Here is a 24,506-nt window from a genome sequence, read left to right on the forward strand (position 1 = left end):
AAATTTCTCAAAAATAACATTTTTTAACTAACTTTAGTTTTTAAAAGCTAAAATATATTCTGAAATTCAGCTGCTTTTAAATTAAAAGAAAACGAACCTGAAGCTGTTTAGCAAATTTCTTAAATTAGACTTTGCTTTATTAGCACATTATTAAGTACTTTTGTTTCAAATTAATAAAATAATGAGCGAAAAGTTAAAATTTGCAGTAATTGGAGGAGGAAGCTGGGCTACGGCAATTGCAAAAATGTTATGCGTTAATCTTTCAGAAATTGCGTGGTATATGCGTAATGAATCTGCAATCGAACATATCCAGAAATACAAACACAATCCAAATTATTTAAGTTCAGTTGAATTCGACACCAGCAAACTTAAATTAACCAGCAATATAAACGAGGCAATCGAATATGCAGATTATATCATTTTTGCAATTCCATCTGCTTTCCTTGATGCCGAATTGAAAAACATGACGGTTTCTTTATCAGATAAAATTATTTTTTCGGCTATTAAAGGTATTGTTCCCGAAACTAGTTTAATTGTTGGTGAACATTTTCACATTCAATACGATATTCCTTATTACAACATTGGTGTTATTACAGGTCCTTGTCACGCCGAGGAAGTAGCACTTGAAAGGCTTTCGTATTTAACCATTGCCTGCGGTGATCCGGAAAAAGCTTCGATTGTAGCAAAATCACTTTCAGGGAATTATATTAAAGCCAAAATCTCTGATGATATTATTGGTACTGAATATGCGGCAATGCTTAAAAATATTTACGCAATCGCTGCCGGAATTGCCCACGGATTAGGTTATGGAGATAACTTCCAATCGGTAATGATGAGTAACGGAATCCGCGAGATGAAAAAGTTCATTCGTAAAGTGCATAAAATGAAACGTAATATTAATGATTCGGCTTATTTGGGCGATTTATTAGTTACAGGATATTCGGTTTTCTCAAGAAACAGAATGTTTGGAAATATGATTGGTAAAGGTTACACTGTAAAAAGTGCCATGATGGAAATGAGCATGGTTGCTGAAGGCTATTATGCCACAAAAAGTGCTTATAAACTAAATCAGGGTTACGGAGCAAAAACACCAATTATTAATGCCGTTTATGCGGTTTTATATGAAGGTAAAGATGCAAAATCTGTATTTAAAAAATTAACTGAATCGTTGGATTAATATTTTTGTACAGAATATTAGAACAAAGAAAAATTAGATAAAACTTAATATAGCAAAGAGCTGAAAAATTATTTCAGCTCTTTTTTTATTGATAAGAAATCTCAAAAAATAAAACTGAGCGAATAAAAACTGCTCAATTAACAAGAAATACTTTCTTTGAGAATACATCAAACCTACATCTTACATAAAAAAAGTTAAGTTACTACTCTTACAAAAAGCATTCAATATTATTTTACTGTTTATCAACAATTTACCTTCGTTATTTAAAACTTTAGAGATTGTCATTTTCTCACAAATAACTTATACTCTATTTTTCAATTCCCTTATTTTTCATTGCTTCACAAAGAATTATCGGTAGATTTGCGTCATTATTTTTATTTGTTCTAAATTAAATATAAGTGCGCTACATTATAATTCTCTTACTGTTCACTCAAATACTTTTTTCTCAAAAAACCATTTCTGGTAAAGTTTTGTCGAAAGAAACATCTACATCATTATCTGGTGTTTTAGTTCGCGATACCAAAACCGAAAGCTGGACGATTTCTGATAAAAATGGAAACTTTTCGATTACGCTTCCTTATTTTCAGGATATTGAATTAAATTTTTCAATTCTTGGAAAAAAAGACATTAATCAAACTTTAAAAAACGACCAGAATTCAGTTACGGTTTATTTAGAAGATAATACACTTCATCTTAAAGAAGTAATGGTTACGGCAAATAAAGAACGTAAATATTCTGAATTAACTCTCGGAACAAATGCCATAAACAATGTTCAGGCTTTTTCTTTAGATGACGTTTTACAACAGCTTCCGGGACAAAAAACCGTAGATTTTACTTTAAATGAATATAAAAATATTGTTTTTCGTACAGCATCTGATGGTAATTCTTCTAAAGGCAGTAAAGCTTTCGGAACTTCATTTGTAATAAATGATATTCCAATTTCGAACAATGAAAATATGCAGGCACTAAGTCCAAATACACCTACTTTAGCCGGCAATGATTATGGCGTTCGCGATAAAATTTTCAACAATCCAAATGTAGGTGTTGATCTTAGGGAAATTCCAACTAATACTATTGAAGAAATAAAGGTTATTCAGGGAATTCCTTCTGCAAAATATGGAGATTTGACTTCAGGACTTGTTTTGATAACAACTAAAGTTGGAAACAGTCCGTACCGAGTTTCTGCTTCTATCAGAGATGCCACAAGTGAATTGAATTTAACTAAAGGCGTTAAATTAGATGCAAGAAACTCCATGAATTTTGGAATCAACTTTCTAGATTCTAAAGCAGATCCAAGGGATAATCTATTGAGTTACCAGCGCATAAGCGGAAGCTTAGCGTGGAAAACCACAGATAAACTTTCAAAAATAAAAAACACCCTGAATTTATCTCTAAGATCAAATCTTGATGATGCAAAACAGGATCCGGATAATATTACGGCGGATGTAGTAAAAAATGAAAAGCAAGGTTTTTCGATCTCTAACAATTTAATGTGGAAACCTTCCAATATTTGGCTGGATGGCATAAACATAAACAGCGGTTTCTCTTATGACAGGCAGTTTTCCAGAAAAGAAAGATGGATGAATCGATCTTTAACCGCTGCTACCGATTCTAAAGAAGAAGGGATCCATGAGGCTTTCGTTATTCCGTCTCAATATACCAGTATTAGTACAGTCGAAGGTATTCCGATTTCTACTTTTGTGAATCTTGAAACTACTAAAACACTTACCACCAAAACCAATTGGGTGCACAGTTTCTCGTTTGGACTATCAGGAAGATCAAGTTCAAACAAAGGAGAAGGAAGAAAAAGCAGTGCAACGGGTTTAATAAATTTTTATGTTCTTGCTGAAGGAGGTGACAGCAAATTAGGCTATAGAGATTATGATTTTAACAGAACCCGAACTGAAACCCAATTTTCTGGTTATCTGGAAGACAGGGTATATAAAAAATTTGAAGAAGATAAAATCCTGAATATTGATTACGGAATTCGATATGAAAATCAGTCGGGCAACGTATCCTTACAGCCGCGTATTAATTCCTCTTATTCTATAAACAAAACTTTTAGAGTCCGCGGTGGATTTGGATTATCGTCTAAAGCCCCTTCGCTTAATCAATTATATACCGGAGACCGATACTTAGACCGATTATTAGGCAACGGAATTTACAGCTATCCCGGTGTTTATCAAAAAGCATGGATTTTGACTGTAGTAAGCCCCGGTGACAACCTGAATTTAAAACCTTCTAAGTCATTAAAAACTGAAGGCGGAATAGATATAGACCTTCCTTTTGCCAATATAAATCTAACCGGATATTATAACAAACTGACAAATGGTTTTACAGGCCAGCAGGTTCCAGTCTCAAAAGAAATCCCACAGGCAAACGTCATTACAAACGGAACGGAAATTCCAACGTATGAGATTGTTGGCACAGCAAAATTGTATTACCTAACCAACAGCATTCAAAACAATACGAATTCTGAAGATATGGGTATTGAAACGATAATAAATTTCCGCAAGATCAAAACATTAAATCTGGATGTCAGCATGAATGCCTCTTATGTAAAAACTAATGATAATAGTAAGTCTATTAATTATTATGCTTCTACAAATTTGTTATCTACAGAAAAATACGGCGTATTTCCTTCAATGCCAACAACAAACGAAAACTTTACAGCAAGTTTCAATTTTAGTTATCATATTCCCAAAGCAGGCTTATTACTGTCCTTGAGAAGCGAGCATACTATATTGCGTACTTCCTACATTCCTACGAGTGAGTTTCCAAATGGTTATTTAGATGCGACATTGACTTACCACGAAATTCCGGTGGAAGAACGTAGTGATTTACAAAAATACGGTCACATTATTCGAACTGTAAAAGGTACTCAAACCAAGCTTGGAGATATACTGCACAATTTTCATCTGCGCATTTCTAAAGATTTCTTAAACGGATTTAGTGTTTCGTTTTATTCTACCAATTTTTTAAATCTAAAACCTTATTACGACAAAGACAATTTAAGAACCATGTATGATATTGCAAACTTTTCGTTTGGAACCCGACTTAATTATCAATTTTAAATCTATATACTATGAAAAAAACGCTCTCTATTTTTATAATACTCTTTGGATTAATTATCCAGTCTTGCAGCAATGACGATAACGAAAGTGAAGCATTAAAACCTGTAGACTTTAGCGTTTCGCTTAAATACGATGCCGCTTTTAACAGTCAGGTAGTTAAAAAAGGAAGTGTTACTATTGTGAATACAGAAACTGCTAATAAATATACAGTTGAATCTGACGAAAATGGTGTTGCTCTTTTTAAACAAATTTTACCGGGATCTTATTCTATTACGGCTACAAAAGTAATACAGTCTGCTGAATTTACTGAGACTTTTGGATATACTCCAACAGAGGCAGAAATTAATTTTAATGGAGCAGAAAGCAACGTTATTGTAAATGCCACTTCTATTACTGCAAACGTAGAAATGAAAACTTCTAAAGTAGGTGATTTTGTTATTAAACAAATTTACTACGGCGGTTCTGATACTAAAAAAGGGGCGGTATTTAGAGATCAGTTTATCGAAATTTACAATAACTCAAATACGGTTCAGTATGCAGATGGTTTATACATGGCGCAACTTACAGGATCTACTGCGACAACAGTAACTCCATACTCTTTAGCAAACGGTCAATTTGACTGGAGCAAATCAGATGGAATGACTATAGGAAATACTGCAAATACAGATTTTGTTTACGGAATTAACATCATCAAAATACCAGGAAACGGTACACAATATCCTGTACAGCCGGGAGCAAGTATTGTTATTGCTCAAAACGCAATCAATCATAAAGCCAATTATGTTGATAATAATGGTAAAGCAGTTAGTATTGTAAGCCCCGAACTGACTGTAGATTTAAGTACGGCAGATTTCGAATCATTTTTAGGAACTTATTCAGGTGATCTTTATCAATACGATATCCAAAATCCTGCTGTTCCGGATGTGGATATTGCATATTGGGGAAATAGTAATAATGATATGATCTTAGATTCAAACGGAAGACAGGCGTATGTTATTTTTAAAATGGAGAATGCTGCATTTACTGCTTTAAAAACATACAAAAACCCTAAAGGAGATAAAAACTTATTCCTTCAAATTCCTAATTCAGTTCTTATTGATGGTGTTGACACTACAAAAGATTTAGGATCTAATTTAATTCCTAAAAAATTACCATCTCAAATTGATGGGGGAAATACTTATCTGCCTTCTGGAGCGTATTCTTCAAAATCAGTAATGAGAAAAACTAAAACTACAATTGCCGGAAGAATTGTTCTTCAGGACACTAATAACTCTACAAACGATTTTGTGGAAGTAACTGCAAATCCTAGAGGATTCAACTAAAAATTTTCTTTAATGAAAATCAATAAGATTAAAACAAATAACATTAAAAGTAATGCCTGGAAATACTGGGCATTACTTCTTTTGTTGTTTTCTTTTGTTTTTAATGTAAAGGCACAAGACACTATCAAAGTGCAAAACCACATTGTTGACGATCAGATCAAAAATCAAGTTTTTAAATACCCCATTATTTATACAACTCCAAGCATTAAGGATTTTACTTTTACTCAAGTTTCTTATGAGCATCAGCAAAATGAATTTGCCCGAAAGCAAATTGCAAATGAGGTTAATACGTATCAATTTTCAGCACAGGGATATTTTACAACAAAATCTAAATGGAAGCTATTTGGCGATTTGACCATCAAAAAAATACTCGAAAAAAATCTCGGATTTGTTCTTTCTGATGATCGTGCCGAAGAACAGGAAGTCATTACACCGCATTATTTTTATGTTCCCAGAAAAGCCAATTGGGACAATCAGGTTTATGCGTTAAACGGCGGTTTTTCTAAAGACATTACCAATCATTTATCTGTTGCTGTTAAAGCTAATTATGGTGCCGAAAAATACAGCAGGACTTTAGATCCACGATCACAAATTATCAACAGAAAATTGGGAGGAGAATTGCAGCTTGGTTATCAAATTTCAAAAAACCATAAAACCTTTATTTTAGGCAGTTATGCCGAAAACCAAAAAGATTTCAGTTATACTTATAATAATAACACTTTAAATTACGAAGCCTATCCAGAAACGTATCTTCGTTTTAATGCAGGTTATGGAAGAATTCTAAATTATTTTAAATCTATTGAAGGCAGTTACTCTTACAACTATAAAGAACTTATAGACAAAGCAGGTTTAGGATACACTTTCTCAAATAAAAAAACAATTTTTACGGCTTTGTATTACAAGCAAAATTCAAACAATATTTTTTATCCCAGTTCTTATTCTCTTAAAGAATATGAAAGAATGAAAATAAAAACAAAAGCCAATCATGCAGAATTATTTGCTTTTCATAAATGGAATCAAAAAGAAATTCAGTCCACTTTACAATTCGATCAAAGTGATGCCCGCAATTTTGACAAACAAAGCAATGGTTACAATTATACCAATTCATTAAGTAAAATTAATTTGATAGCGTCATTATCAAAAAAAACAGGTTCAAAAATTGATTATTTGCTGGGTTTGAATATGCTTTACCAGCAAAACGAATACAATGATATTTTGGCGACAGCACATGTCGAATTAAATTCATTAAATACGGGAATTTACAGCAGTAAAGATTTTGCTTTCGATAAAAGTAAATTAAATACAACGGTAAGTTTCAATATGTATTTCCCGCTTCCATCAAAACTGGAATATTATGATACTTCGGGCGGAACGAATGCCCGTTTTTTTGATGAAGTAATTCTTTATGATTACGCTGTTAACACCACAAATTATTTTGCACCGGCATTACGCTTAGAATACAGTTATCCTGTAAAAAACAACAAAACCGTGGTTTTCTTCACCAATCTAAAAGAGAAAATTGCACTTAAAAAACAAACTGATTATCCAGTCAGCATCAATACCAATACCACCTATTGGGTTCAAATGGGTGTACAATTAAATTATTAAAAAATGAAACCAAAATTTATTGCTTTTACGGCAATGCTATTTTCTCTTGTTATCCTTTCTTATTCTAAGATTGAACCAACTTTTACAATTACAGAATTAAAAAGATTATACAGTAGCGGCGATTATCAAAAATGGCCAAAACCAGAAGTAGATTCGATTGTTTACGCGCAGGGATTTGAAGACATCGGAATTTTAGGTAAACCTGAATTTCCAGAAAATAATCAGTATACCGAAGAAAAAGCCGAATTAGGCAAAGTACTCTTCTTTGATCCTAGATTATCCAAATCTGGACAGATTTCGTGTGCCAACTGTCATGATCCCGAATTAAACTGGGGAGATGCCAGAAGAGTTTCCTATGGTGAAGGCAGACAACAGGGAAATCGAAATGCACCAAGTTTAGTGAATATCGCCTATTCTAAAGTTTTCTTTTGGGATGGAAGAGCCAAAACTTTAGAAGATCAGGCAGGTTTTCCAATAAAAGATACTAAAGAAATGAATTTCCACATTGACTTAGCAACAAAACGTTTAAATAAAATTAAAGGCTACAAACCATATTTCAAAAAGGCTTTTGGAAAAGAAAAGCTGACTCAGGAAGAAATTCTAAAAGCAATAGCAACATTCGAGAGAACTTTAATTACTCCTAAAAGTAAATTTGATAGATTCATTGAAGGCGATTCAACCCAATTAACCAACAGACAAGTTGAAGGTTTGCATTTATTTCGTACCAAAGCAAGATGCATTAACTGTCATAACACAGCCAATTTCGCTGATAATAAGTTTCATAATGTTGGTTTAACGTATTATGGAAGACAATACGAAGATTTAGGAAGATATAATGTTACAGGAAAAGCTGAAAATGTAGGGGAATTTAAGACACAGTCTCTACGCGGTGTTTCTCAAAATGCACCGTATATGCACAATGGTTTATTCCCGAATTTACGTGGTGTTTTAAATATTTACAATGCCGGAATGCCTCAGCCAAAAAGAAAAGAAAGTCAGCTGAATGATACTTTGTTTCCAACAACTTCTAAACTGATAAAAAAATTAGATTTGAGTCAATCAGAACTAGTTGCTTTGGAAGATTTTATTATGAGTTTGTCAACCACAGGGTATAGAATGAAACAGCCTCTTTTACCGCAGTAGTTTTTTGAGAAGAAGAAGAAGAAGAAGAAGAAGAAAGAAGAAAGAAGAAAGATTTTAAGAAGATTAAAAATAGGAGAGATTTATAAAGCAAAAAAGAGTCAAACTATCATTCTAGTCTTGACTCTTTCTTCTTTATTCTATTTTCAAAATTCTTTGCTCTTCCTTCTTTGCTCTTGCTTCTTTGTTCTTGCTTCTTTGTTCTTTAATTCTCTACTTCACCATAACTCCTTCAACAAACAAAATCGGCACTTCTTCCGTTTTATTTACGTCAAGCGAATTAGCTTTAAATATGAATTTCTTATCGTACAAAGTATTTCCGATAAAGAAAGTTACCATGAATTCGTTGTTAAGTACTAAAAGGCTCTTTTCTACCATTTCTATTTTCACAACAGAAACCGCTGGAACCTCAACAAAAGCATGACGCAAAGTAGATGTTTTTTTCATTTCCCCATCGATTGTTCCAAATGCTTTTGAAACCACCATAACACTGTCTAAGTTAAAATCGCTGTCATTAACCAAGTAAGCGTACCATACTTTTTCCATAAAGTCATCGCTCCATTCCTGCACTGCAGCAAGAAATACGTTTTCGACTTCCGGAATTATTATATCTTTTTTCATTGTTTTAGTGAATAGTAAAAGTAAATAGTGATTAGAAAGAAAGCTCTTTACTAATCACTATTTACTATATAACTTTTTTAAATATTTGCTTTAAACTGCTCTAAGAAACGAACATCGTTTTCATAGAACATACGAATGTCGCCAATTTGGTATAAAAGCATCGCGATACGCTCTACTCCCATTCCGAAAGCGAATCCGTTGTATTCATCTGGATTGATATCACAGTTTTTCAAAACATTGGGATCTACCATTCCGCAGCCTCCAATTTCTAACCATCCTGTTCCTTTAGTGATACGATAATCGGTTTCTGTTTTTAGACCCCAATAAATATCAATTTCAGCACTTGGTTCTGTAAAAGGGAAATAAGACGGACGAAGACGAATCTTAGATTTTCCGAACATTTCTTTTGTAAAATAAAGTAATGTTTGTTTTAAATCGGCGAAAGAAACATCTTTATCAATGTATAATCCTTCTACTTGATGGAAAATACAGTGAGAACGAGATGAAATCGCTTCATTTCGGAAAACACGTCCCGGAGAAATCGTACGAATTGGCGGTTTATGATTTTCCATGTAACGCACCTGAACAGATGATGTATGTGTACGCAGCAACACATCAGGATTAGTCTGAATGAAAAATGTATCCTGCATATCACGCGCCGGATGATATTCCGGCAAGTTCAATGCAGTAAAGTTATGCCAGTCATCTTCAATTTCCGGACCTTCAGAAACGTTGAATCCAATATTAGCAAAAATATCTATAATCTGGTTTTTAACGATTGATATTGGATGGCGCGAACCAATAATTACCGGTTCAGCTGCACGTGTTAAATCGCCAAAAATTCCTTTTTTCTCTTCCTTGCTTTCGAGTTCTTCCTGAATAACTCGTACTTTCTCTTCAGCAACTGCTTTTAAAGTATTTATAACTTGTCCGAAATCCTTTTTCTGGTCGTTTGGAATATTTTTAAACTCAGTAAAAAGCTCTTTTAATAAACCTTTACTACCTAAATATTTAATACGGAATTGTTCTAAAGATTCTTTATTTTTATCATTAAAGGCTTTAGCGTCCTCTATATGCTGTTTTATCTTATCTATCATTTTCCTTCAATAATTGAGAGTACAAATTTAGTGTTTTTAGTTTAAAGTGAACAGTCACGGCCGCAGTTTTAAGAATTTTACAACCGTATTTAAAGAATCACAGGAATTTTTGAATTACTTGATAAGTGCAATTTTATTTTCAATTTCTCTGACTTTTGTAAGCCAGTGATCGATACCTTCCTGATTTTTCACAATTTCTTTTCTATGTTTAGATGCTATACTGCCTAGTTTTGCCCAGTTTTTATTCCAATCTTTATCTCTTTCAATATTATTTGAAGGCTCAATTCTGGTACGCCAAAAGTCAAGATTTTTAAAATAACCTTCTTTCAGCTTTTCAAAATATTCAATTAATTTTTCTTTTGAATTTGGAATATAACCCGGTCCGCTGCAGCCACAAGAATGAAATGTAATACCAATGGAATATAGACTTTTAAGATGTTCCCACTTTTTGACATCATCTTTTTTAGGCGATTCAAAATCAAGCCCCATATTTGCCATCAATTCCCCGCACTGCGGACATTTGGCTTCAAAAACAGATGCTTCTCCTTTTTTGATGTCTCCCATTAATCTTCTTTTAAACGTCTTTCGACAATTAAAACAAGCATAATGCGGTTTATAAGAGGTCATTGCGTATCTACACATTTTCTTTAGTGATCAGTGATCAGGGTTTAGTGTCAGTATACAATGAGCAGTTACTGAAAACTGAAACTGTAAACCAAAAAGTTCTACTCAATCAATTTCCTTTCTAAAAAGTAACTCACGATGGCTTCTTTCATTAAAACCGATTGTTCTCCGGCTTTTAGCGGAGGTAATTGTTCTTTTACTTTGTAATGCGGCCAGCCTTCAGCATCAAAAAAATCAAACTCATAAAACCCATAAGGTTCAAGCAATCTGCAAATTGCAATATGCATTAAGTTTAATTTTTCATCTTTTTTGAATTCACGGTGTACTTTTCCGAGTTCCTGAACTCCAATTAGGTAAATTATGGCATCCAAATCTAAGTCTTCACCTTGCGAAAATTGATTTGAAAGTATATCAACGAGCTTTTCCCAGCGCTCTTTTAATTGTGTATCTCTGGACATTTAATTTATGTTTTTTGATTGTAGACTTTAGACTGCTGATTTAAAAATCAATTCTGAAGGGGACAGAATCGCAATCTGAATTCTAAAATTTGATTTGCAAAGATACACAGTTCAAATTTCAATCATACCAAAAATAAAAAATATAGGATTTTAAAATAATATTACAGGAAGTCTGCTTGTTTATTGATATTCAATAACCGTTTTTGAAATCACAAAATTATTTTCCTTTGCGATCTTTTTTATTTCAATTGGAAAATCATCAGCATTATATGTTATTTCAAAATTATAATAAACAGGAGTTTCAGTTGTAACAGGATAATAATATTCTCTTGATGTAACATTATTATTAGATATTCCGTCAAAGCCTTCGGTTTCAAAAACAAGTCGAAAATATTTATTCATAAATTTCATCGGGTTGTTTTTATTTTCATAAAAATATTTGCTTTTAGAAATTGTTTCGGGACCAAATAAAGAGGATTTGTCTGTAATTTCCGTCGCATTTTTATTCTGATCAAAAGAATATATTGATTGTTTCTGAACTATAAAATTTCCATCCGTTAAGTAACCGGATTTTTGTGAAGCAAGAATTCCATTTGTATAAGCATACTCAGTTCTTTCATCTTGATTTGCTCCTGATAAAGTATATTTTAAAAGATCTCCATCATAATTAAATGTTGTAGAACCATTTGCAATCTCATTTTTAAAATAATCTACCTTACTGATTTTATCTCCGTTATATAAAAATTCAGATCTGTTTTTATCCGAAGTAACACTTTTTAAAACATTATTTTCATATGAAAAATTTAATATTCGTGTTTCAGAATCGTTCGAAAAATAAATGGTTTCAGTTATTTTTTTTATCAGAATTGATTTTGGATCAACTGTATTATCTTTGTCTCCGTTGTCGTTTGAACAAGATGTAAATAATACAACAGCTAAAATTTTGATTAACAGTTTTTTTCTCATTGTGGTGTTTTTCACAAAAATAGAAATATAATTCATTTCATAACCTTACCATGAGTTTTTTTGATATTATCGTTGCCGCGCTTTTAGTTTATAGTCTTTATAAAGGAATTAAAAATGGGCTTTTTGTAGAAGTTGCTTCTTTTATTTCTTTGCTATTAGGAATTTATCTTGCCATTAAATTTTCTTCGTTAATGACTGGAATGATTTCAAAACACGTTTCTTGGAATCCAACCAATATTCAAATTACAGCTTTTATCCTAACTTTTATTTTGGTAGTAATTGGTGTTTATTTCCTTGCTAAAATATTAACCGGAATCGCTGATTTTGCAATGCTGGGATGGATGAATAAGTTAGGCGGAGGATTTTTCAGGATTTTAAAAACCATTCTTATTTTGAGCATTTTTATTGCTTTGTTCGAAAAAATCAATTTCAACAATACTTTCGCTAAAAAGGAAACTTTAGACAATTATATCTTTTATAATCCAGTCAAGAAAGTTGCAGCTTTTGTGTATCCGTCGATTGAAAAATGGTACGAAACTTTTAAAGAGAAACAGGCTGAGAAATCTGAAGAAGAAAAAGAAACTTCTAAAAAAGAATAATATTCTTTGCGCAAATTAAACCCGACACGTTTTAAAACGTGTCGGGTTTAGTCTAAAGATAATATTCATTTCCAAAATGACATTTAGAATTTCACTTCTAATTTTTCTCCTTTTTTCAAAACAATTTCCTGTTTTTTATCGCCAAAAATCAAAGTCGTTTTCGCTCCATTTTTAGAAGAAATAATTACTTTTTCTGGCTTTTTATTTTTCCATGTCATTTCAATTTCGAAACCGCCTCTTGCACAGATTCCTTTTACAGAACCTTCTGACCAAGTATCTGGTAAAGCAGGCAGTAATCGAATTTCGTTTTCGTCTGACTGAACCAGCATTTCAGCAACGGCTGCTGCGCCTCCAAAATTTCCGTCAATTTGAAATGGCGGATGTGCATCGAATAAATTCGGGTACGTTCCTCCTCCTCTTCTTGGTTTTTCTGTTTTCTTTCCGTCGGGATCTACGTAACGTAATAATTCACGATACATTTTATAAGCACGGTTTCCGTCCCAAAGTCTTGCCCAAAGATTGATTCTCCAGCCTTTTGACCAGCCTGTAGTTTCGTCACCTTTTATTTCTAGTGTTTTCTTGGAAGCTTCTGCTAAATCAGGAGTTTTTAATGGTGTAATATGGTCTCCAGGAAAAAGTCCGAATAACTGTGATTGATGACGATGTTTTGAATCATTATCTTCCCAGTCAAAATACCATTCCTGTAAATTTCCTTTTTTACCAATTTGATACGGATACAGTTTTGAAAGTGCTGTTTCGAGTTCTTTTCTAAAACCAGCATCTGTATTCAGTACTTTTGAAGCTTTTATCGTTTTATCAAAACATTCACGAATCATGGCTAAATCTGCTGTTCCGCCATAAAGTGTTGCACCAACAAAACCATCTGCCAGTTTATATTGATTTTCCGGTGAAGTTGACGGCGATGTAATTAAATTTCCGTTTTTATCGGTTACGAGCCAGCCTAAACAAAATTCGGCCGCACCTTTCATTAACGGATAACCTTCTTTTTTTAAGTAAGCTAAATCTTGAGTAAAAGTATAATGTTCCCAAATATGTGTACTCAGCCAAGCGCCTGCCATTGGCCAGCATGCCCACATTGGATCTTCTTTTCCAAACTGCCCAACCGGATTGGTCATTGCCCAAATATCTGAATTGTGCGCTGCAGCCCAGCCTTTATTTACACCATAAAAAGTCTTAGCCGTTATTTTTCCCGTTACCGAAAGGTTTTTTATAAAACTTAAAAGTGACGAATGCATTTCAGAAAGATTGGTGTTTTCTGCCAGCCAGTAATTTTCTTCCAGATTAATGTTCATCGTATAATTACTGCTCCAAGGCGGACTTAAATGCGGATTCCAAAGTCCTTGTAAGTTGGCCGGAACTCCTAAAGTTCTGGAAGAACTTATTAATAAATAACGTCCGAAATTGAAATATAGAATTTCAAGGTTTTTATCTTCTTTCCCATCAGCGTAGCGCAATAAACGTTCGTCTGTTGGTAAATCCGGAGCAGTTGTTTTACCTAAATCTAAAGTAACACGATTGAAGAATTTTTGATAATCAGAAATATGAGATTCTTTTAATTTATCGAATGGTTTTGCATAAGCTTTATTCAGGTTTTGTGCTGCAATTGCCACATCGTCTAAACCTTCGGTTGCGGGGTTTTTGTCAAAACCATTAAAACTTGTCGCAGCAGCAACATAAATAATAGCTTCTGTCGCATCTCTTAAACTTAAAGTTTCTCTGGAACTTGTAATTTTTCCGTCTGTTTTTTTGATTTGCACTAAGCTGGTAAATCTTGTTCCTCTATCTGGTATAGTTAGATATTTTGGTACTACATTATATCCGGCATTTTCATGAATTGGCGCAGAACCTCTCATAACCAAAATATTATTTCGTACTTCAACATTTGATTTTAAAAGGCTTTTTAAAGTGATGTCAAAATTTAAAGCACCTTTTTGATCAGCTGTTAATTTGATCATCATGATTTGGTCTGGTGCCGAAACAAAATATTCTCGTGTATATTTTATGCCGGCCATTTCATAACTCACTTTTGATATGGCGCTCGAAATATCCAGTTCACGATGGTAGTTTACCGCTTTTCCTTTCTCAGTATTATTAATTTCTAATGTTCCTAAAGGTGCATACGATTCGGAGTTTTTTCCTTGTACTTTTTTGTTGAGTTCTTCGGCCAGTTTGTAGTTTTCATTCTGCAAAGCTTCGCGAATTGTCGGAATGTTTTTATAAGCTTCCGGGTTCATATTGGCATTTACGGGTTCGCCTGACCAAAGTGTAATATCATTCAAATAAATTTTATCTGAATTGGCACCTCCAAAAACGGTTGCTCCTATTTTTCCATTTCCTAAAACCAGGCTTTCTTCAAAAAATTCTGCTGGTTGTTTGTACCATAAAACATTTTTTGATTGTGCGGAGATGTTTGTATAGTACGATGTGAGAAGTAAAATGAAAAATGTTTTTTTTATGATTTTTGGATTCATAGCCTTGTTGTTTTGGTCATGTTTTTTTACATCTGGTATTTATTCAATCTTATTATTCCGAGGAACGAGACCCGGAATGACAAAACTATCGTGTTAATCTTGCACTACCAAATAATTGTTACTAACGGAAAATTTCTTATCACCTTTGTTCGCGTGAGGGATAGGAGCAAACTACTGAAGTAGTGTGGATAGCCCGACCATAATGAGATAAGAAGGCGTATTTACACAAAGTATATTTGCCTTCTTATCTCGTTATGGTCACGCCCTTATAATTAATTTGATATGTATCTAAAATTTCTAAATGTAACCTGACCTTCGCCAACAGCAGAAAGTCCTAAACGCAGGCTCATAAAACCGCTTAAAACATTATGGTGAAATGCCGAAACTTCGGCTGAATTTTCAATTTTTGTCCACTCTTTTCCGTCGATGCTGTAAAACATATTTACAAGCTGTTCTTTCTTTTCTAAACGAAGAAACAAATGTGTTTTGTTAATCCCTTTTTGAGTAGGAAACTGCCAGGATCTTAGAATCGCCAGAATATTTTCTTTATCGGCTGCGATTCCGGTGTACAATTTACTGTCGTAAAACAAGATAAGTCCTGCCGTGGTATTTCCTTCTATTTCGACTTCTACTTCGGCGGTATAAGAATGGTCGGGAGGCGTGCATAAAAGCGGTGAGCTTTCGCCGATGTTTTTTCCTTTGGCTTTAAGCTGTAAACCGTTATTGGTAAGTTTGAATCTTTGCGAATCAAATTCATTAAAAAACTGCCATTGTGGTTTGAGTTCTGATGCTGCAAAATTATCTGAAAGTGTGAAATTGCTTTTACTATTTTTTCCTGCGGGTTTCTTAATTGGTTCTTCGGTTTTGATATTTTCCGGACTTTTAAACCAACCGTCTTTTGTCCATTCTACAGGTTCTAAAAGTGTCTGGCGCCCCATATTGTGATAGCCGTTTTCGTAACCGTGAAAAACCATCCACCAGTTTCCGTTTATGTCATCGATTAGGGTTGAATGCCCTTTTGACCACCATTTTTCTGATTTATCTTTTGTGCGGATAATGGGATTGTTGGGTGAATTTTCCCAAGGTCCTAAAGGCGATTTTGATCTTGCCGAAATTACCATATGACTTGTAGCCGGACCGGCCGTTCCTCCTTCGGCAACGGTTAGGTAATAATAATTACCGTGTTTGAGCACTTTTGGTCCTTCCATACAAAAACATTCAATTGACCATTCTGATGGAATTTTCCATCCGTCATAAACATGTTTGCCTTTTCCGGAAACGGATAAACCATCTTTTGATAACGGAACATAATCTCCGTTACTGAAATAGAGATATCGATTTTCTTTTTCGTCTGTAAAATGTCCCGGATCGATATTTCCAATTTTTAAATCTATAGGATCGCTCCAAGGTCCGTTGATGGAATCTGCCCAAACTACATAATTGGTTTCGTTAGCCGGAAAATAGATGTAGAATTTATTGTTATATTTTACCAAATCAGGTGCCCAGACTGAACCTACACTTTTTTTAAGTGCATGAGTAACGGGTTTCCAGTTCACCAAATCTTTAGAAGTCCAAATTAATAATCCCGGATAATAATTGAATGACGAATGTACAATGTAATAATCTTCGCCATCCCGAATAAGAGAAGGATCTGCATAGTCTCCCGTAAATATGGGATTCTGGTAAAATCCATCGGGCACTTTTGCATTTTGCTGCTGTGCCGTAATTGTAAATGAGAAGGAGAATAGAAGGATGAGAATGGTATTTTTCATATTCAAAAAAAATTACTTGCTGATTTTATATTTCTCATTCTCTGTAATCATTTCCCAATTATCGGTTCTAAATGGCGATGCCGGGAATTTTTCTTTATTAAAAAGATTGATTTCGGTATCATCGTCTGCCCAGCCGTAATGAACGGCAGCAGGATTTTGAACCTGATCGCTGGAAACTATTATTTTGTTGTCTTTTATTATCGCTTTCGCGGAATGAAAAATTTTGTCTGCACCAGCAATTTCAAAACCTTTTAATTCATCTTTATTTGGCGTTGATAATCCGCTGCCAATATTATCGAAAGTCAAAATAATCTGATTACCTTTTATTTCCTTCGATTTATAAGCTGGCCCGCTGTGAACTTGTTTTTTGCCGTAAATAGTATTCATCGCAATTGCTGCCAAACGCAATCCAATGTCTTGTTTATTGGTTGGATGAATATCTTTTGCATTTCCAATATCAGTCGTAACGGCCATTCCTGTATTTGGTACTTTTAAAGTTTCAGCCTGCGCTTCACGAAGTTCTGCCCATCGGCTTCCTTTTTGACTGTTTCCTCCAAATTCATCAAAAGTGGATAATTGAACGAAATAAAAAGGAAAATCGCCTTGTTTGAACTTATTTCTCCAATCCTGAATTAGTAACGGAAATGATTTTTTATATTCTTTTGATCTCCAAACATTGGCTTCGCCCTGATACCACAAAACGCCTTGAAACGCATATGGCACTAACGGATTTACCATAGCATTGTATAATAATGACGGATAACTGTTTGGCGAAACTTCGATTCTTACTTTTACTACATTGAATTTCCATAGTCCTTCCAACGGTAAATTTGAATCTTTAAAATCGATTTTTAAATCGGCCGGATCGCCGTAAATACCGCCTCCGCCACTGTAATCTGTAATTCGTACTGCGATTACGTTTGTTCCTTCTTTTAAAACATTTGCAGGAATTTTGTAAACCCTTAGTTTGTCCCAAAGATTATTGGTTCCTATTTCAACTCCGTTTATATAGGTTTTGTCTTCGTCGTCTACTTTTGCTAAATGCAGAACGGCTTCTTTTTTAGCTTGTTCGGCGGTTAAAACAATTGTTTTTCGCATCCAGACGATTCCGTCGATATTTCCTAATTGCTGGTTTTCCCAAAGTGACGGCACTTTTATTTCCTGCCAGTTTTTATCCTGAAAATTGAGTTCTTTAAACTGGTTTTCGTTTTCCATAGAAACATCAAAACCTTGTACTTTTTTCAGATTTTCTAAAATCGATTTTTTATAGTTTTCAAAAACAGCATCCATATCAACAACCGGAACATCGGCAATCATGGCTTTAAAATCGGGGCTGTTTTGAAATGCTTCACGGCTTGTCCAGGTTTCTACATTGGTTCCGCCCCAGGAAGTATTGATAATTCCGATTGGAATTTTTAATTCTGAATATAGTTTTCTGGCAAAATAATACCCAACGGCTGTAAAATTCCCAACGGTTTCTTTATTTGCTGTTTCCCATTTTCCGGCTTTTAAATCGTCTTTTGGTTTGCCGCTTAAATCTTGTGCAGTTCCAAAATGACGAATCATTGGATAATCTGAATTTTTAATTTCTTCGGATGCATTCATGGTTTTGAAAACCTGAAATTCCATATTCGATTGTCCGCTGCAAATCCAGACTTCACCAACCAAAACATTTTTAATGGTGATTTTATTTTTTCCGATGATGATTAACTCAAAAGGACCGCCGGCTTTTTCGGGATTCAAATTAAGAGTCCATTTTCCGTTTTTATCGGTCGTGGTTTTTTGAATTTGTTTATTAAAATGGACTTCTATTTTTTCATTCGCGTCAGCAAAACCCCAAATTGGAATTTTCTTGTTCCTTTGCAGCACCATTCCGTCTGAAAACAATAAAGGCATTGTGACATTAGCATTAACAAATACGCTAAATATCAACAAAATAGACAGAAAATGTTTTTTCATATCTCATAATTTAAAATAGTTAAAACTACATAAGTGATATAAGAAAACATAAATTCAAAATTGAGTTTAAACTTAAATTATCTTATATCACTTATATGGTTTAGAAAGTTTTTTTACTGTAATCCTTCTTTCAAAGCGGTCAAGGCCTGAGTATCAAAAACGGTGTTATCACTTCTTTTAAAAATTCCAAAACCGTTATCTCCAGTACTTCCTTCGTCCCAATAAAAAGGTAATAATCCGTTTGCCCGAGCTGTTTTTACCACCGTTTTTAAATAATAGGCTCTCGAAGCTAAATGTAAAGTTAAAGCATCTCCCGTTAAACTCGTTCTTCTGATTGCTCCAAACTCTCCTAATAAAACCGGAATCCCTTTATCTACGAATTGGGTTTTCATTAATTTGAAATTTTTATCTAAATCTGCTTCTTCACCCCAGCTTGCATTACGTTCTGTATCAGTAGCTGAATGATATCCTGAACCCCAATAATAGAACATTTTACCCCAGGATTCATCTTTGGTTAAACCGGCAAAATTCCACGGTGTATAATAATGAACTTCAACCATCATTCGGCTAGCTGCTGTATCTGTTGGTAAAACGGTCATTAATTTATTTGTTTTTTCAATGTCGGTTGTTGGTCCCTGAACTACTAAAGTACGATATGCATTTTTTCCTCCTGTTGAACGAACAGCATTAATGAAAGTTTGATGATACGATGTTAAAACAGCCATTTGTGCTGCATCTTCAACAGCAGGTTCGTTGGCGCTGGCAAAAAGTAAATGTTCGTCGAAGTCACGTAAGTGTGTGGCAATTTGTTCCCAGAAAGCTTTTTGCCTGGCATTGTTTTCTTCTTTTTTGGCTTCGGTAATATTATTTTCCAGCCAGCCGCCGTCCCAGTGAATATTCACCAAAACATACATATCATTATCAACACAATATTGTACAACTTCTTTAACTCGGTTAAGCCAAACGGTTTGGATTTGAGCTGTTGAAGCATTTGCTAAATTTTGATTCCAAGAACATGGAATTCTAATGGCATTAAATCCATTTGCTTTTACAGCATCGATCAACGCTTTTGTAACTTTTGGATTTCCCCAAGCAGTTTCTCCGCCTGTTGCTTCCATTGTGTTTCCGATATTCCATCCTAGTTTTATTTTAGCCGCTAACTGTACCGCATTACTTGACATTCCGGTTTGGTCTGCCGCAATTGGATTGGTATTGTAACTTGGATATAAACCCGCAACAACTGCACCTCCTGCCTGAGAAACCGCAATTTGTATTGGCGAAGTTTCATCGGAAGTAAGAGTAATAACTGCTGTTCTCGCTTCTTTTCCAGTATTTTCTAACGCTGCAATTTTTACTAAAACTGATCCTGTAACACCAGAAGTCTGGCTTAGTTCGAGCCATTTAGCATCGGTACTGCTTATTTTCCATGTTCTGGCATTTGTTGTCACTTTTATATTGACCTCATTTGCTGTGTTGGCAAAATCGATTTTATTGGCATCAACCGTAAGTGTTTTTTCAGTTGTTTTCTCTGCTTCTTCCTTATCAGAGCTGCAGGCCCAAATACTTAAAAAAGAAAAACACAATACAAAACTAAAGAGGTAACCTTTGATTATCTTTTCCATATTATTTGATTGTAAAGTTGATTTCCTTTTTAATATCTCTTGATGAATTTCCAATTTTCAAACTATATTTTCCAGTTTCAACTACCCATTTTTTAGAAGCTACGTCATAATACGCTAATTCTTTTACAGGAAGTTTAATGCTAACCGTTTCAGATGATCCAGCTTTTACCAATACTTTTGCAAACCCTTTTAATTCTTTTGAAGCACGGGTTACTTTTGAATCTAATTTTGAAGAATACACCTGAACAACTTCTTTCCCATCTGCTTTTCCTGTGTTTTTTACTTCAACAGAAACTGAAATAGTTTCATTTTGAGCATAAGACGTTTTATCTGTTTTAGCATTTTCTAAAGCAAAAGTGGTGTATGATAATCCGTATCCGAAAGGATATAATGGAGCCACATTTTTTGTATCAAACCAACGGTATCCTACCAAAATTCCTTCAGCATAATTAACCGTTTTATCTCCTGGAAAGCTGTTTGTCGCGTGCGCTGGAGAATCCATTAGTTTTTTTGGCATTGTCCAAGGCAGTTTTCCTGACGGATTTACTTTTCCTAACAGAACATCGGCTAAAGCATTTCCTCCTTCAGAACCATTAAACCAAGTCCATACCAAAGCTGACGTTTTTTTACTGACTGCATCAATATCAAAAGGTGCTCCGGCAACAAAAACTACAATCGTTTTTGGATTTACGGCCAATACTTTTTGAATTAATTCTTCTTGCCCGAATGGCAATTTTAAATCTCTTCTGTCTGATGCTTCTGTTTCATAATCACGGTTTGAACCGGCAAAAATAATTGCAACATCAGATTTCTTTGCTGCTTCAACCGCTTCCTGAACTTTTGCAGGATCTAACTGGTCTATTGTTACCGGACCGTTTGAAGTAATGTTTCCTAAGTTTCCTTTATTTTTTTCATCATAACGCTCTAAATATCCTTCGGCGTAATTGATTTTAACTGAAGATGGTAATCTGTTTTTTAAACCTTCAAGAGGTGTAATTTCTCTTTTGGTTTTTACGCCTGCCCCAAATCCGCCAAGAGCATTTTTCTTTGTGGCATTATTTCCAATTACAGCAATAGATTTCACTCCGTCTAACTTTAAAGGCAGTACGTTGTTTTCATTTTTTAATAAAACCACTGATTCTGCAGCAATTTTGTAGGCATCCTGATAATGTGCTTCGGTTGAAATACTTCCTTTTACACGTTCTTTTCCGCCCATTGCTTTTACCTGAAATAATACGCGTAAAATTCTTTTTACGTGTTTATCGATTTCTGCTTCTGTGATTTCTTTATTTTTTGCTGCGGCGATTAATTTATCAGCAAGGAAAAATTCATTGAAAGGTTTTGGAGTTCCCATTTCAATATCCAATCCGTTTTCAAGTGATTTTACTGTAGAGTGCACCGCTGCCCAATCTGAAACTACAACGCCTTTAAACCCCCATTCGTCACGAAGGATTTTATTCAGCATATAATCGTTTTCACATAAATATTCTCCTCTAAATTTATTGTAAGCGCCCATTACGGCATAGGCATGACCTTCTTTAACGGCTGCTTCAAAAGTAGGCAGATAAATTTCACGAAGTGTACGCTCATCAATTTGCACATCAACAAAATCACGATTGGTTTCCTGATTGTTGGCTGCGTAATGTTTTATACAAGCCATTACGTCATTATCCTGTAAGCCTACAACCAAAGGCACTGTGATTTTTTTATTCAAAAATGGATCTTCAGTCATATATTCGTAAGTTCGTCCTCCAAGCGGCGTTCTTACAATATTAATTGCAGGAGAAAGTAACATATCTTTGTCTCTGGCGCGTAATTCCTGTCCTACACTATTCCCGAAAGTATAAGCCATTTCTGTATTCCATGTTGCGGCCAAAGCACCTCCTGCCGGATAATAAGTAGCAAAATCATTGGTTAAACCTGCCGGAGCCCAATTGTCACGAGAAATTTCTTCACGAACACCAAGCGGTCCGTCGGCCATTTTTAGTTCCGGAATTCCCAAACGTTTTACACCGCCGCTGGTAAACATACTGTTTCCGTGCAGCATTCCAATTTTTTCCTCAAGTGTCATTTGAGAAACTAATTTATCTATTTCGGCATCGTATTCTGATCCGATTTCTTTTCCCTGATATTCTTTCTTAACAGATTCAGAACCTGAATTTTGTGTTTCATTTTTGCACGAAACAAAAAACATAAGCGTCAGCGCCGCTGAGAAGTATATAAATTTGTTTTTCATTGATTGTGGTTTTTAGTTTTGAGATTATAGTTATAGAATTACTGTTTTACAAATCTGAACATATAAACATCATTTTCGTTAATGGTAATTTCTCTGCTAAATGTTCCTTTTGCATCTATTTTTATTTTTTCTTTAGAGAGTAAACAATCTTTGTTTTTCTCTTTAAGAAGTTCTACTTGTTCTCTGCTAAGCTGTTTCGGGCTTTTCATCGCCATATAATCGGCATAAACATCATGTGTTTTGTACCCCACTTTGTAGATTTCCAGATCGTATTTTCCTTTTGCTAAATGGTCTAGTTCAATTTTCACAATACCTTTTGCTTTTGCTGGATTATCCTGAAGATAAAAGGTTTGATTTAAAACTTTATCACCCGGATGTGTATTGGTAAAATCCCAGAATAAAAGCTGCACATCACCTTTTTCATTTTTAGTTATCCACGAATTTTTATCTGCATTCTGAAGTTCTGTTTCTCCTAATTTATTCATCAAATAATAAGAGAAATAGGCTGGCTTTTTAATTCCCTGCGTATTCAACAATCCAAAACCGCCGTGAAAGGGTGTAAATCTTGGTCCGGCTTCTTCAAAAATATCAGTAAAAACCCAATATGACATTGAGTTTGCCGCATTTCCTACTTGTTTTATTTTCTGCAAAATATATGCTGCGGAATGATAACTATCGTGAATTGGATCTGCCGGTGTGTAAGAAGAGCTCCATTCTGTATAATGCAATTCTAAATTGGGTTTTACCGAAGCTTCGATTTGTTTTCTTGAATTTAAAATATCGCCGCTTACGCTGAATTCATCCTGACTCAAAATAGTTCCTGATGTGCCGAATTCATCCAGATATCCATGGTTTACACCGTAAGTATGTGTTGAAATAAAATCAATTGGTACTTTATTTTCTTCACAAAAAGCAATGGTTTCCGGAACCCATCCTGCACCTGCCGTTGCTGGTCCGCCAACTTTATACAATGAATTCACGGCTTTTACACCGCGGGCTGCATAATCGTATAATTTAAAATATTCCTGTTGTGTTCCTGTCCAGAAACCTGGTGATAAATTCGGTTCATTCCAAACTTCAAAATACCATGTTTTTACTTCGTCATCTCCATAACGTTCCTTAAAATGCTGAGTTAGATTTCGAACTAAATCTTCCCATTTTTTATAATCTTTTGGCGGCGTTACATTTCCCTTCCACCAAAAAATAGTTTCTTTTCCGCTTGCCAATGCATTCGGCATAAAACCTAATTCTACAAACGGTTTCATTTTTAAACTAACAATATAATCAAACAAAACATCGACATATTGGTAATTGTATTCTGGATTTCCTTTTTCGTCTTCGCGATAAACGGCCATATCGTCTGTCAATAAACCGTGCATTCTAATATATTTAAAGCCGCATTCTTTTTTAACCAATGCCAATTGCTGCTGCCAGTCGGCACGCAGACCTTCGTTTGCACGTCCGGCACCAATGCATTCTTTAAACATAGTGTTTAATTTTCCTGCTTCTTTATTGTAATCGACTTTTATGATTCGGTTTTCAGCATTACTGTTTTGTCCAAACAAATTAATATTGATTAGATTAACGAAAATCAGGAATGTTATTAAAATTCTTTTCATATCTGTTCGGAATTACATTGGGTTAGACACACTGCTGTGCATCTCTACGAATTACGTTTCTATAAATTGTTCGTAATTGTTCTGTTGAGTAAACCTGACAGGTTTTTAAAACCTGTCAGG

The 24,506-nt window shown here is 34.5% G+C and carries 17 protein-coding genes; 6 read left to right on the forward strand and 11 right to left on the reverse strand.

Going from position 1 to position 24,506, the window contains the following annotated elements; all coding sequences use genetic code 11:
* The first annotated feature begins 181 nt into the window (after nucleotides 1-181).
* The 5 genes from L1276_RS16415 to L1276_RS16435 all read left to right on the forward strand — a co-directional run bounded on the left by L1276_RS16415 (nucleotide 182) and on the right by L1276_RS16435 (nucleotide 8,324).
* Complete coding sequence (locus tag L1276_RS16415) at nucleotides 182-1,177, forward strand: NAD(P)H-dependent glycerol-3-phosphate dehydrogenase (RefSeq protein WP_253789605.1); 996 nt, start codon at nucleotides 182-184, stop codon at nucleotides 1,175-1,177.
* 398 nt (nucleotides 1,178-1,575) lie between these two features.
* Nucleotides 1,576-4,251 carry a TonB-dependent receptor domain-containing protein gene (locus tag L1276_RS16420; RefSeq protein ID WP_253789607.1) on the forward strand — a complete coding sequence of 892 codons (2,676 nt, stop codon included), beginning with the start codon at nucleotides 1,576-1,578 and terminating at the stop codon, nucleotides 4,249-4,251.
* 11 nt (nucleotides 4,252-4,262) lie between these two features.
* On the forward strand, nucleotides 4,263-5,573 hold the full coding sequence (locus tag L1276_RS16425; RefSeq protein WP_253789609.1) for a DUF4876 domain-containing protein: 1,311 nt from the start codon (nucleotides 4,263-4,265) through the stop codon (nucleotides 5,571-5,573).
* A 12-nt stretch (nucleotides 5,574-5,585) separates the two neighbouring features.
* On the forward strand, nucleotides 5,586-7,181 hold the full coding sequence (locus tag L1276_RS16430; protein WP_253789611.1) for a DUF6850 family outer membrane beta-barrel protein: 1,596 nt from the start codon (nucleotides 5,586-5,588) through the stop codon (nucleotides 7,179-7,181).
* Nucleotides 7,182-7,184: 3 nt separating this feature from the next.
* Nucleotides 7,185-8,324: a cytochrome-c peroxidase gene (locus tag L1276_RS16435; RefSeq protein WP_253789613.1), complete on the forward strand. Its 1,140-nt coding sequence runs from the start codon at nucleotides 7,185-7,187 to the stop codon at nucleotides 8,322-8,324.
* A 210-nt stretch (nucleotides 8,325-8,534) separates the two neighbouring features.
* Here the strand turns inward: L1276_RS16435 and L1276_RS16440 are convergent, their stop codons facing one another.
* The 5 genes from L1276_RS16440 to L1276_RS16460 form a co-directional block, all read right to left on the reverse strand.
* A complete protein-coding gene (locus L1276_RS16440; protein WP_253789615.1) occupies nucleotides 8,535-8,942 on the reverse strand; it encodes a hypothetical protein in 408 nt (135 codons plus the stop codon).
* 77 nt (nucleotides 8,943-9,019) lie between these two features.
* On the reverse strand, nucleotides 9,020-10,039 hold the full coding sequence (pheS, locus tag L1276_RS16445; RefSeq protein ID WP_253789617.1) for a phenylalanine--tRNA ligase subunit alpha: 1,020 nt from the start codon (nucleotides 10,037-10,039) through the stop codon (nucleotides 9,020-9,022).
* 114 nt (nucleotides 10,040-10,153) lie between these two features.
* The gene (locus L1276_RS16450; RefSeq protein WP_253789619.1) at nucleotides 10,154-10,603 is read right to left on the reverse strand and encodes a hypothetical protein; all 450 of its coding nucleotides are present in this window, start codon (nucleotides 10,601-10,603) and stop codon (nucleotides 10,154-10,156) included.
* Nucleotides 10,604-10,764: 161 nt separating this feature from the next.
* Nucleotides 10,765-11,121 carry a hypothetical protein gene (locus L1276_RS16455; protein WP_253789621.1) on the reverse strand — a complete coding sequence of 119 codons (357 nt, stop codon included), beginning with the start codon at nucleotides 11,119-11,121 and terminating at the stop codon, nucleotides 10,765-10,767.
* A 180-nt stretch (nucleotides 11,122-11,301) separates the two neighbouring features.
* Nucleotides 11,302-12,087: a hypothetical protein gene (locus tag L1276_RS16460; protein WP_253789623.1), complete on the reverse strand. Its 786-nt coding sequence runs from the start codon at nucleotides 12,085-12,087 to the stop codon at nucleotides 11,302-11,304.
* Nucleotides 12,088-12,137: 50 nt separating this feature from the next.
* Between L1276_RS16460 and L1276_RS16465 the strand changes: the two genes are divergently transcribed.
* Nucleotides 12,138-12,686 carry a CvpA family protein gene (locus tag L1276_RS16465; protein ID WP_253789625.1) on the forward strand — a complete coding sequence of 183 codons (549 nt, stop codon included), beginning with the start codon at nucleotides 12,138-12,140 and terminating at the stop codon, nucleotides 12,684-12,686.
* Nucleotides 12,687-12,769: 83 nt separating this feature from the next.
* Here L1276_RS16465 and L1276_RS16470 read toward each other — a convergent pair whose 3' ends face one another.
* From L1276_RS16470 to L1276_RS16495, 6 genes are all read right to left on the reverse strand, one after another.
* A complete protein-coding gene (locus L1276_RS16470) occupies nucleotides 12,770-15,178 on the reverse strand; it encodes a glycoside hydrolase N-terminal domain-containing protein (RefSeq protein ID WP_253789627.1) in 2,409 nt (802 codons plus the stop codon).
* Nucleotides 15,179-15,450: 272 nt separating this feature from the next.
* Nucleotides 15,451-16,950, reverse strand: a complete 1,500-nt coding sequence (locus L1276_RS16475) for a family 43 glycosylhydrolase (protein WP_253789628.1) — start codon at nucleotides 16,948-16,950, stop codon at nucleotides 15,451-15,453.
* 12 nt (nucleotides 16,951-16,962) lie between these two features.
* The gene (locus L1276_RS16480; RefSeq protein ID WP_253789629.1) at nucleotides 16,963-18,909 is read right to left on the reverse strand and encodes a sialate O-acetylesterase; all 1,947 of its coding nucleotides are present in this window, start codon (nucleotides 18,907-18,909) and stop codon (nucleotides 16,963-16,965) included.
* A gap of 113 nt (nucleotides 18,910-19,022) precedes the next feature.
* Entirely contained in the window at nucleotides 19,023-20,531 is a 1,509-nt protein-coding gene (locus L1276_RS16485) for a cellulase family glycosylhydrolase (RefSeq protein ID WP_253789630.1), read from the reverse strand.
* A gap of 1 nt (nucleotide 20,532) precedes the next feature.
* A complete protein-coding gene (locus L1276_RS16490; protein ID WP_253789631.1) occupies nucleotides 20,533-22,767 on the reverse strand; it encodes a glycoside hydrolase family 3 C-terminal domain-containing protein in 2,235 nt (744 codons plus the stop codon).
* 38 nt (nucleotides 22,768-22,805) lie between these two features.
* Nucleotides 22,806-24,386, reverse strand: coding sequence for a glycoside hydrolase (locus L1276_RS16495; protein WP_253789633.1), 1,581 nt, complete (start codon nucleotides 24,384-24,386; stop codon nucleotides 22,806-22,808).
* Between the last annotated feature and the right edge of the window lie 120 nt (nucleotides 24,387-24,506).

This window comes from Flavobacterium sp. HSC-32F16 (genome assembly GCF_024171645.1).
In the GTDB taxonomy this organism is placed as follows: Bacteria; Bacteroidota; Bacteroidia; order Flavobacteriales; family Flavobacteriaceae; genus Flavobacterium.

Excerpts from the sequence above, each read along its gene's own strand:
- L1276_RS16455 (WP_253789621.1), bottom strand. The coding sequence starts at position 11,121 with ATGTCCAGAGATACACAATTAAAAGAGCGCTGGGAAAAGCTCGTTGAT.
- pheS (WP_253789617.1), bottom strand. The coding sequence starts at position 10,039 with ATGATAGATAAGATAAAACAGCATATAGAGGACGCTAAAGCCTTTAAT.
- L1276_RS16485 (WP_253789630.1), bottom strand. The coding sequence starts at position 20,531 with ATGGAAAAGATAATCAAAGGTTACCTCTTTAGTTTTGTATTGTGTTTT.
- L1276_RS16415 (WP_253789605.1), top strand. The coding sequence starts at position 182 with ATGAGCGAAAAGTTAAAATTTGCAGTAATTGGAGGAGGAAGCTGGGCT.
- L1276_RS16460 (WP_253789623.1), bottom strand. The coding sequence starts at position 12,087 with ATGAGAAAAAAACTGTTAATCAAAATTTTAGCTGTTGTATTATTTACA.
- L1276_RS16470 (WP_253789627.1), bottom strand. The coding sequence starts at position 15,178 with ATGAATCCAAAAATCATAAAAAAAACATTTTTCATTTTACTTCTCACA.
- L1276_RS16475 (WP_253789628.1), bottom strand. The coding sequence starts at position 16,950 with ATGAAAAATACCATTCTCATCCTTCTATTCTCCTTCTCATTTACAATT.
- L1276_RS16450 (WP_253789619.1), bottom strand. The coding sequence starts at position 10,603 with ATGGGAGACATCAAAAAAGGAGAAGCATCTGTTTTTGAAGCCAAATGT.
- L1276_RS16495 (WP_253789633.1), bottom strand. The coding sequence starts at position 24,386 with ATGAAAAGAATTTTAATAACATTCCTGATTTTCGTTAATCTAATCAAT.
- L1276_RS16465 (WP_253789625.1), top strand. The coding sequence starts at position 12,138 with ATGAGTTTTTTTGATATTATCGTTGCCGCGCTTTTAGTTTATAGTCTT.
- L1276_RS16425 (WP_253789609.1), top strand. The coding sequence starts at position 4,263 with ATGAAAAAAACGCTCTCTATTTTTATAATACTCTTTGGATTAATTATC.
- L1276_RS16440 (WP_253789615.1), bottom strand. The coding sequence starts at position 8,942 with ATGAAAAAAGATATAATAATTCCGGAAGTCGAAAACGTATTTCTTGCT.
- L1276_RS16435 (WP_253789613.1), top strand. The coding sequence starts at position 7,185 with ATGAAACCAAAATTTATTGCTTTTACGGCAATGCTATTTTCTCTTGTT.
- L1276_RS16490 (WP_253789631.1), bottom strand. The coding sequence starts at position 22,767 with ATGAAAAACAAATTTATATACTTCTCAGCGGCGCTGACGCTTATGTTT.
- L1276_RS16430 (WP_253789611.1), top strand. The coding sequence starts at position 5,586 with ATGAAAATCAATAAGATTAAAACAAATAACATTAAAAGTAATGCCTGG.
- L1276_RS16480 (WP_253789629.1), bottom strand. The coding sequence starts at position 18,909 with ATGAAAAAACATTTTCTGTCTATTTTGTTGATATTTAGCGTATTTGTT.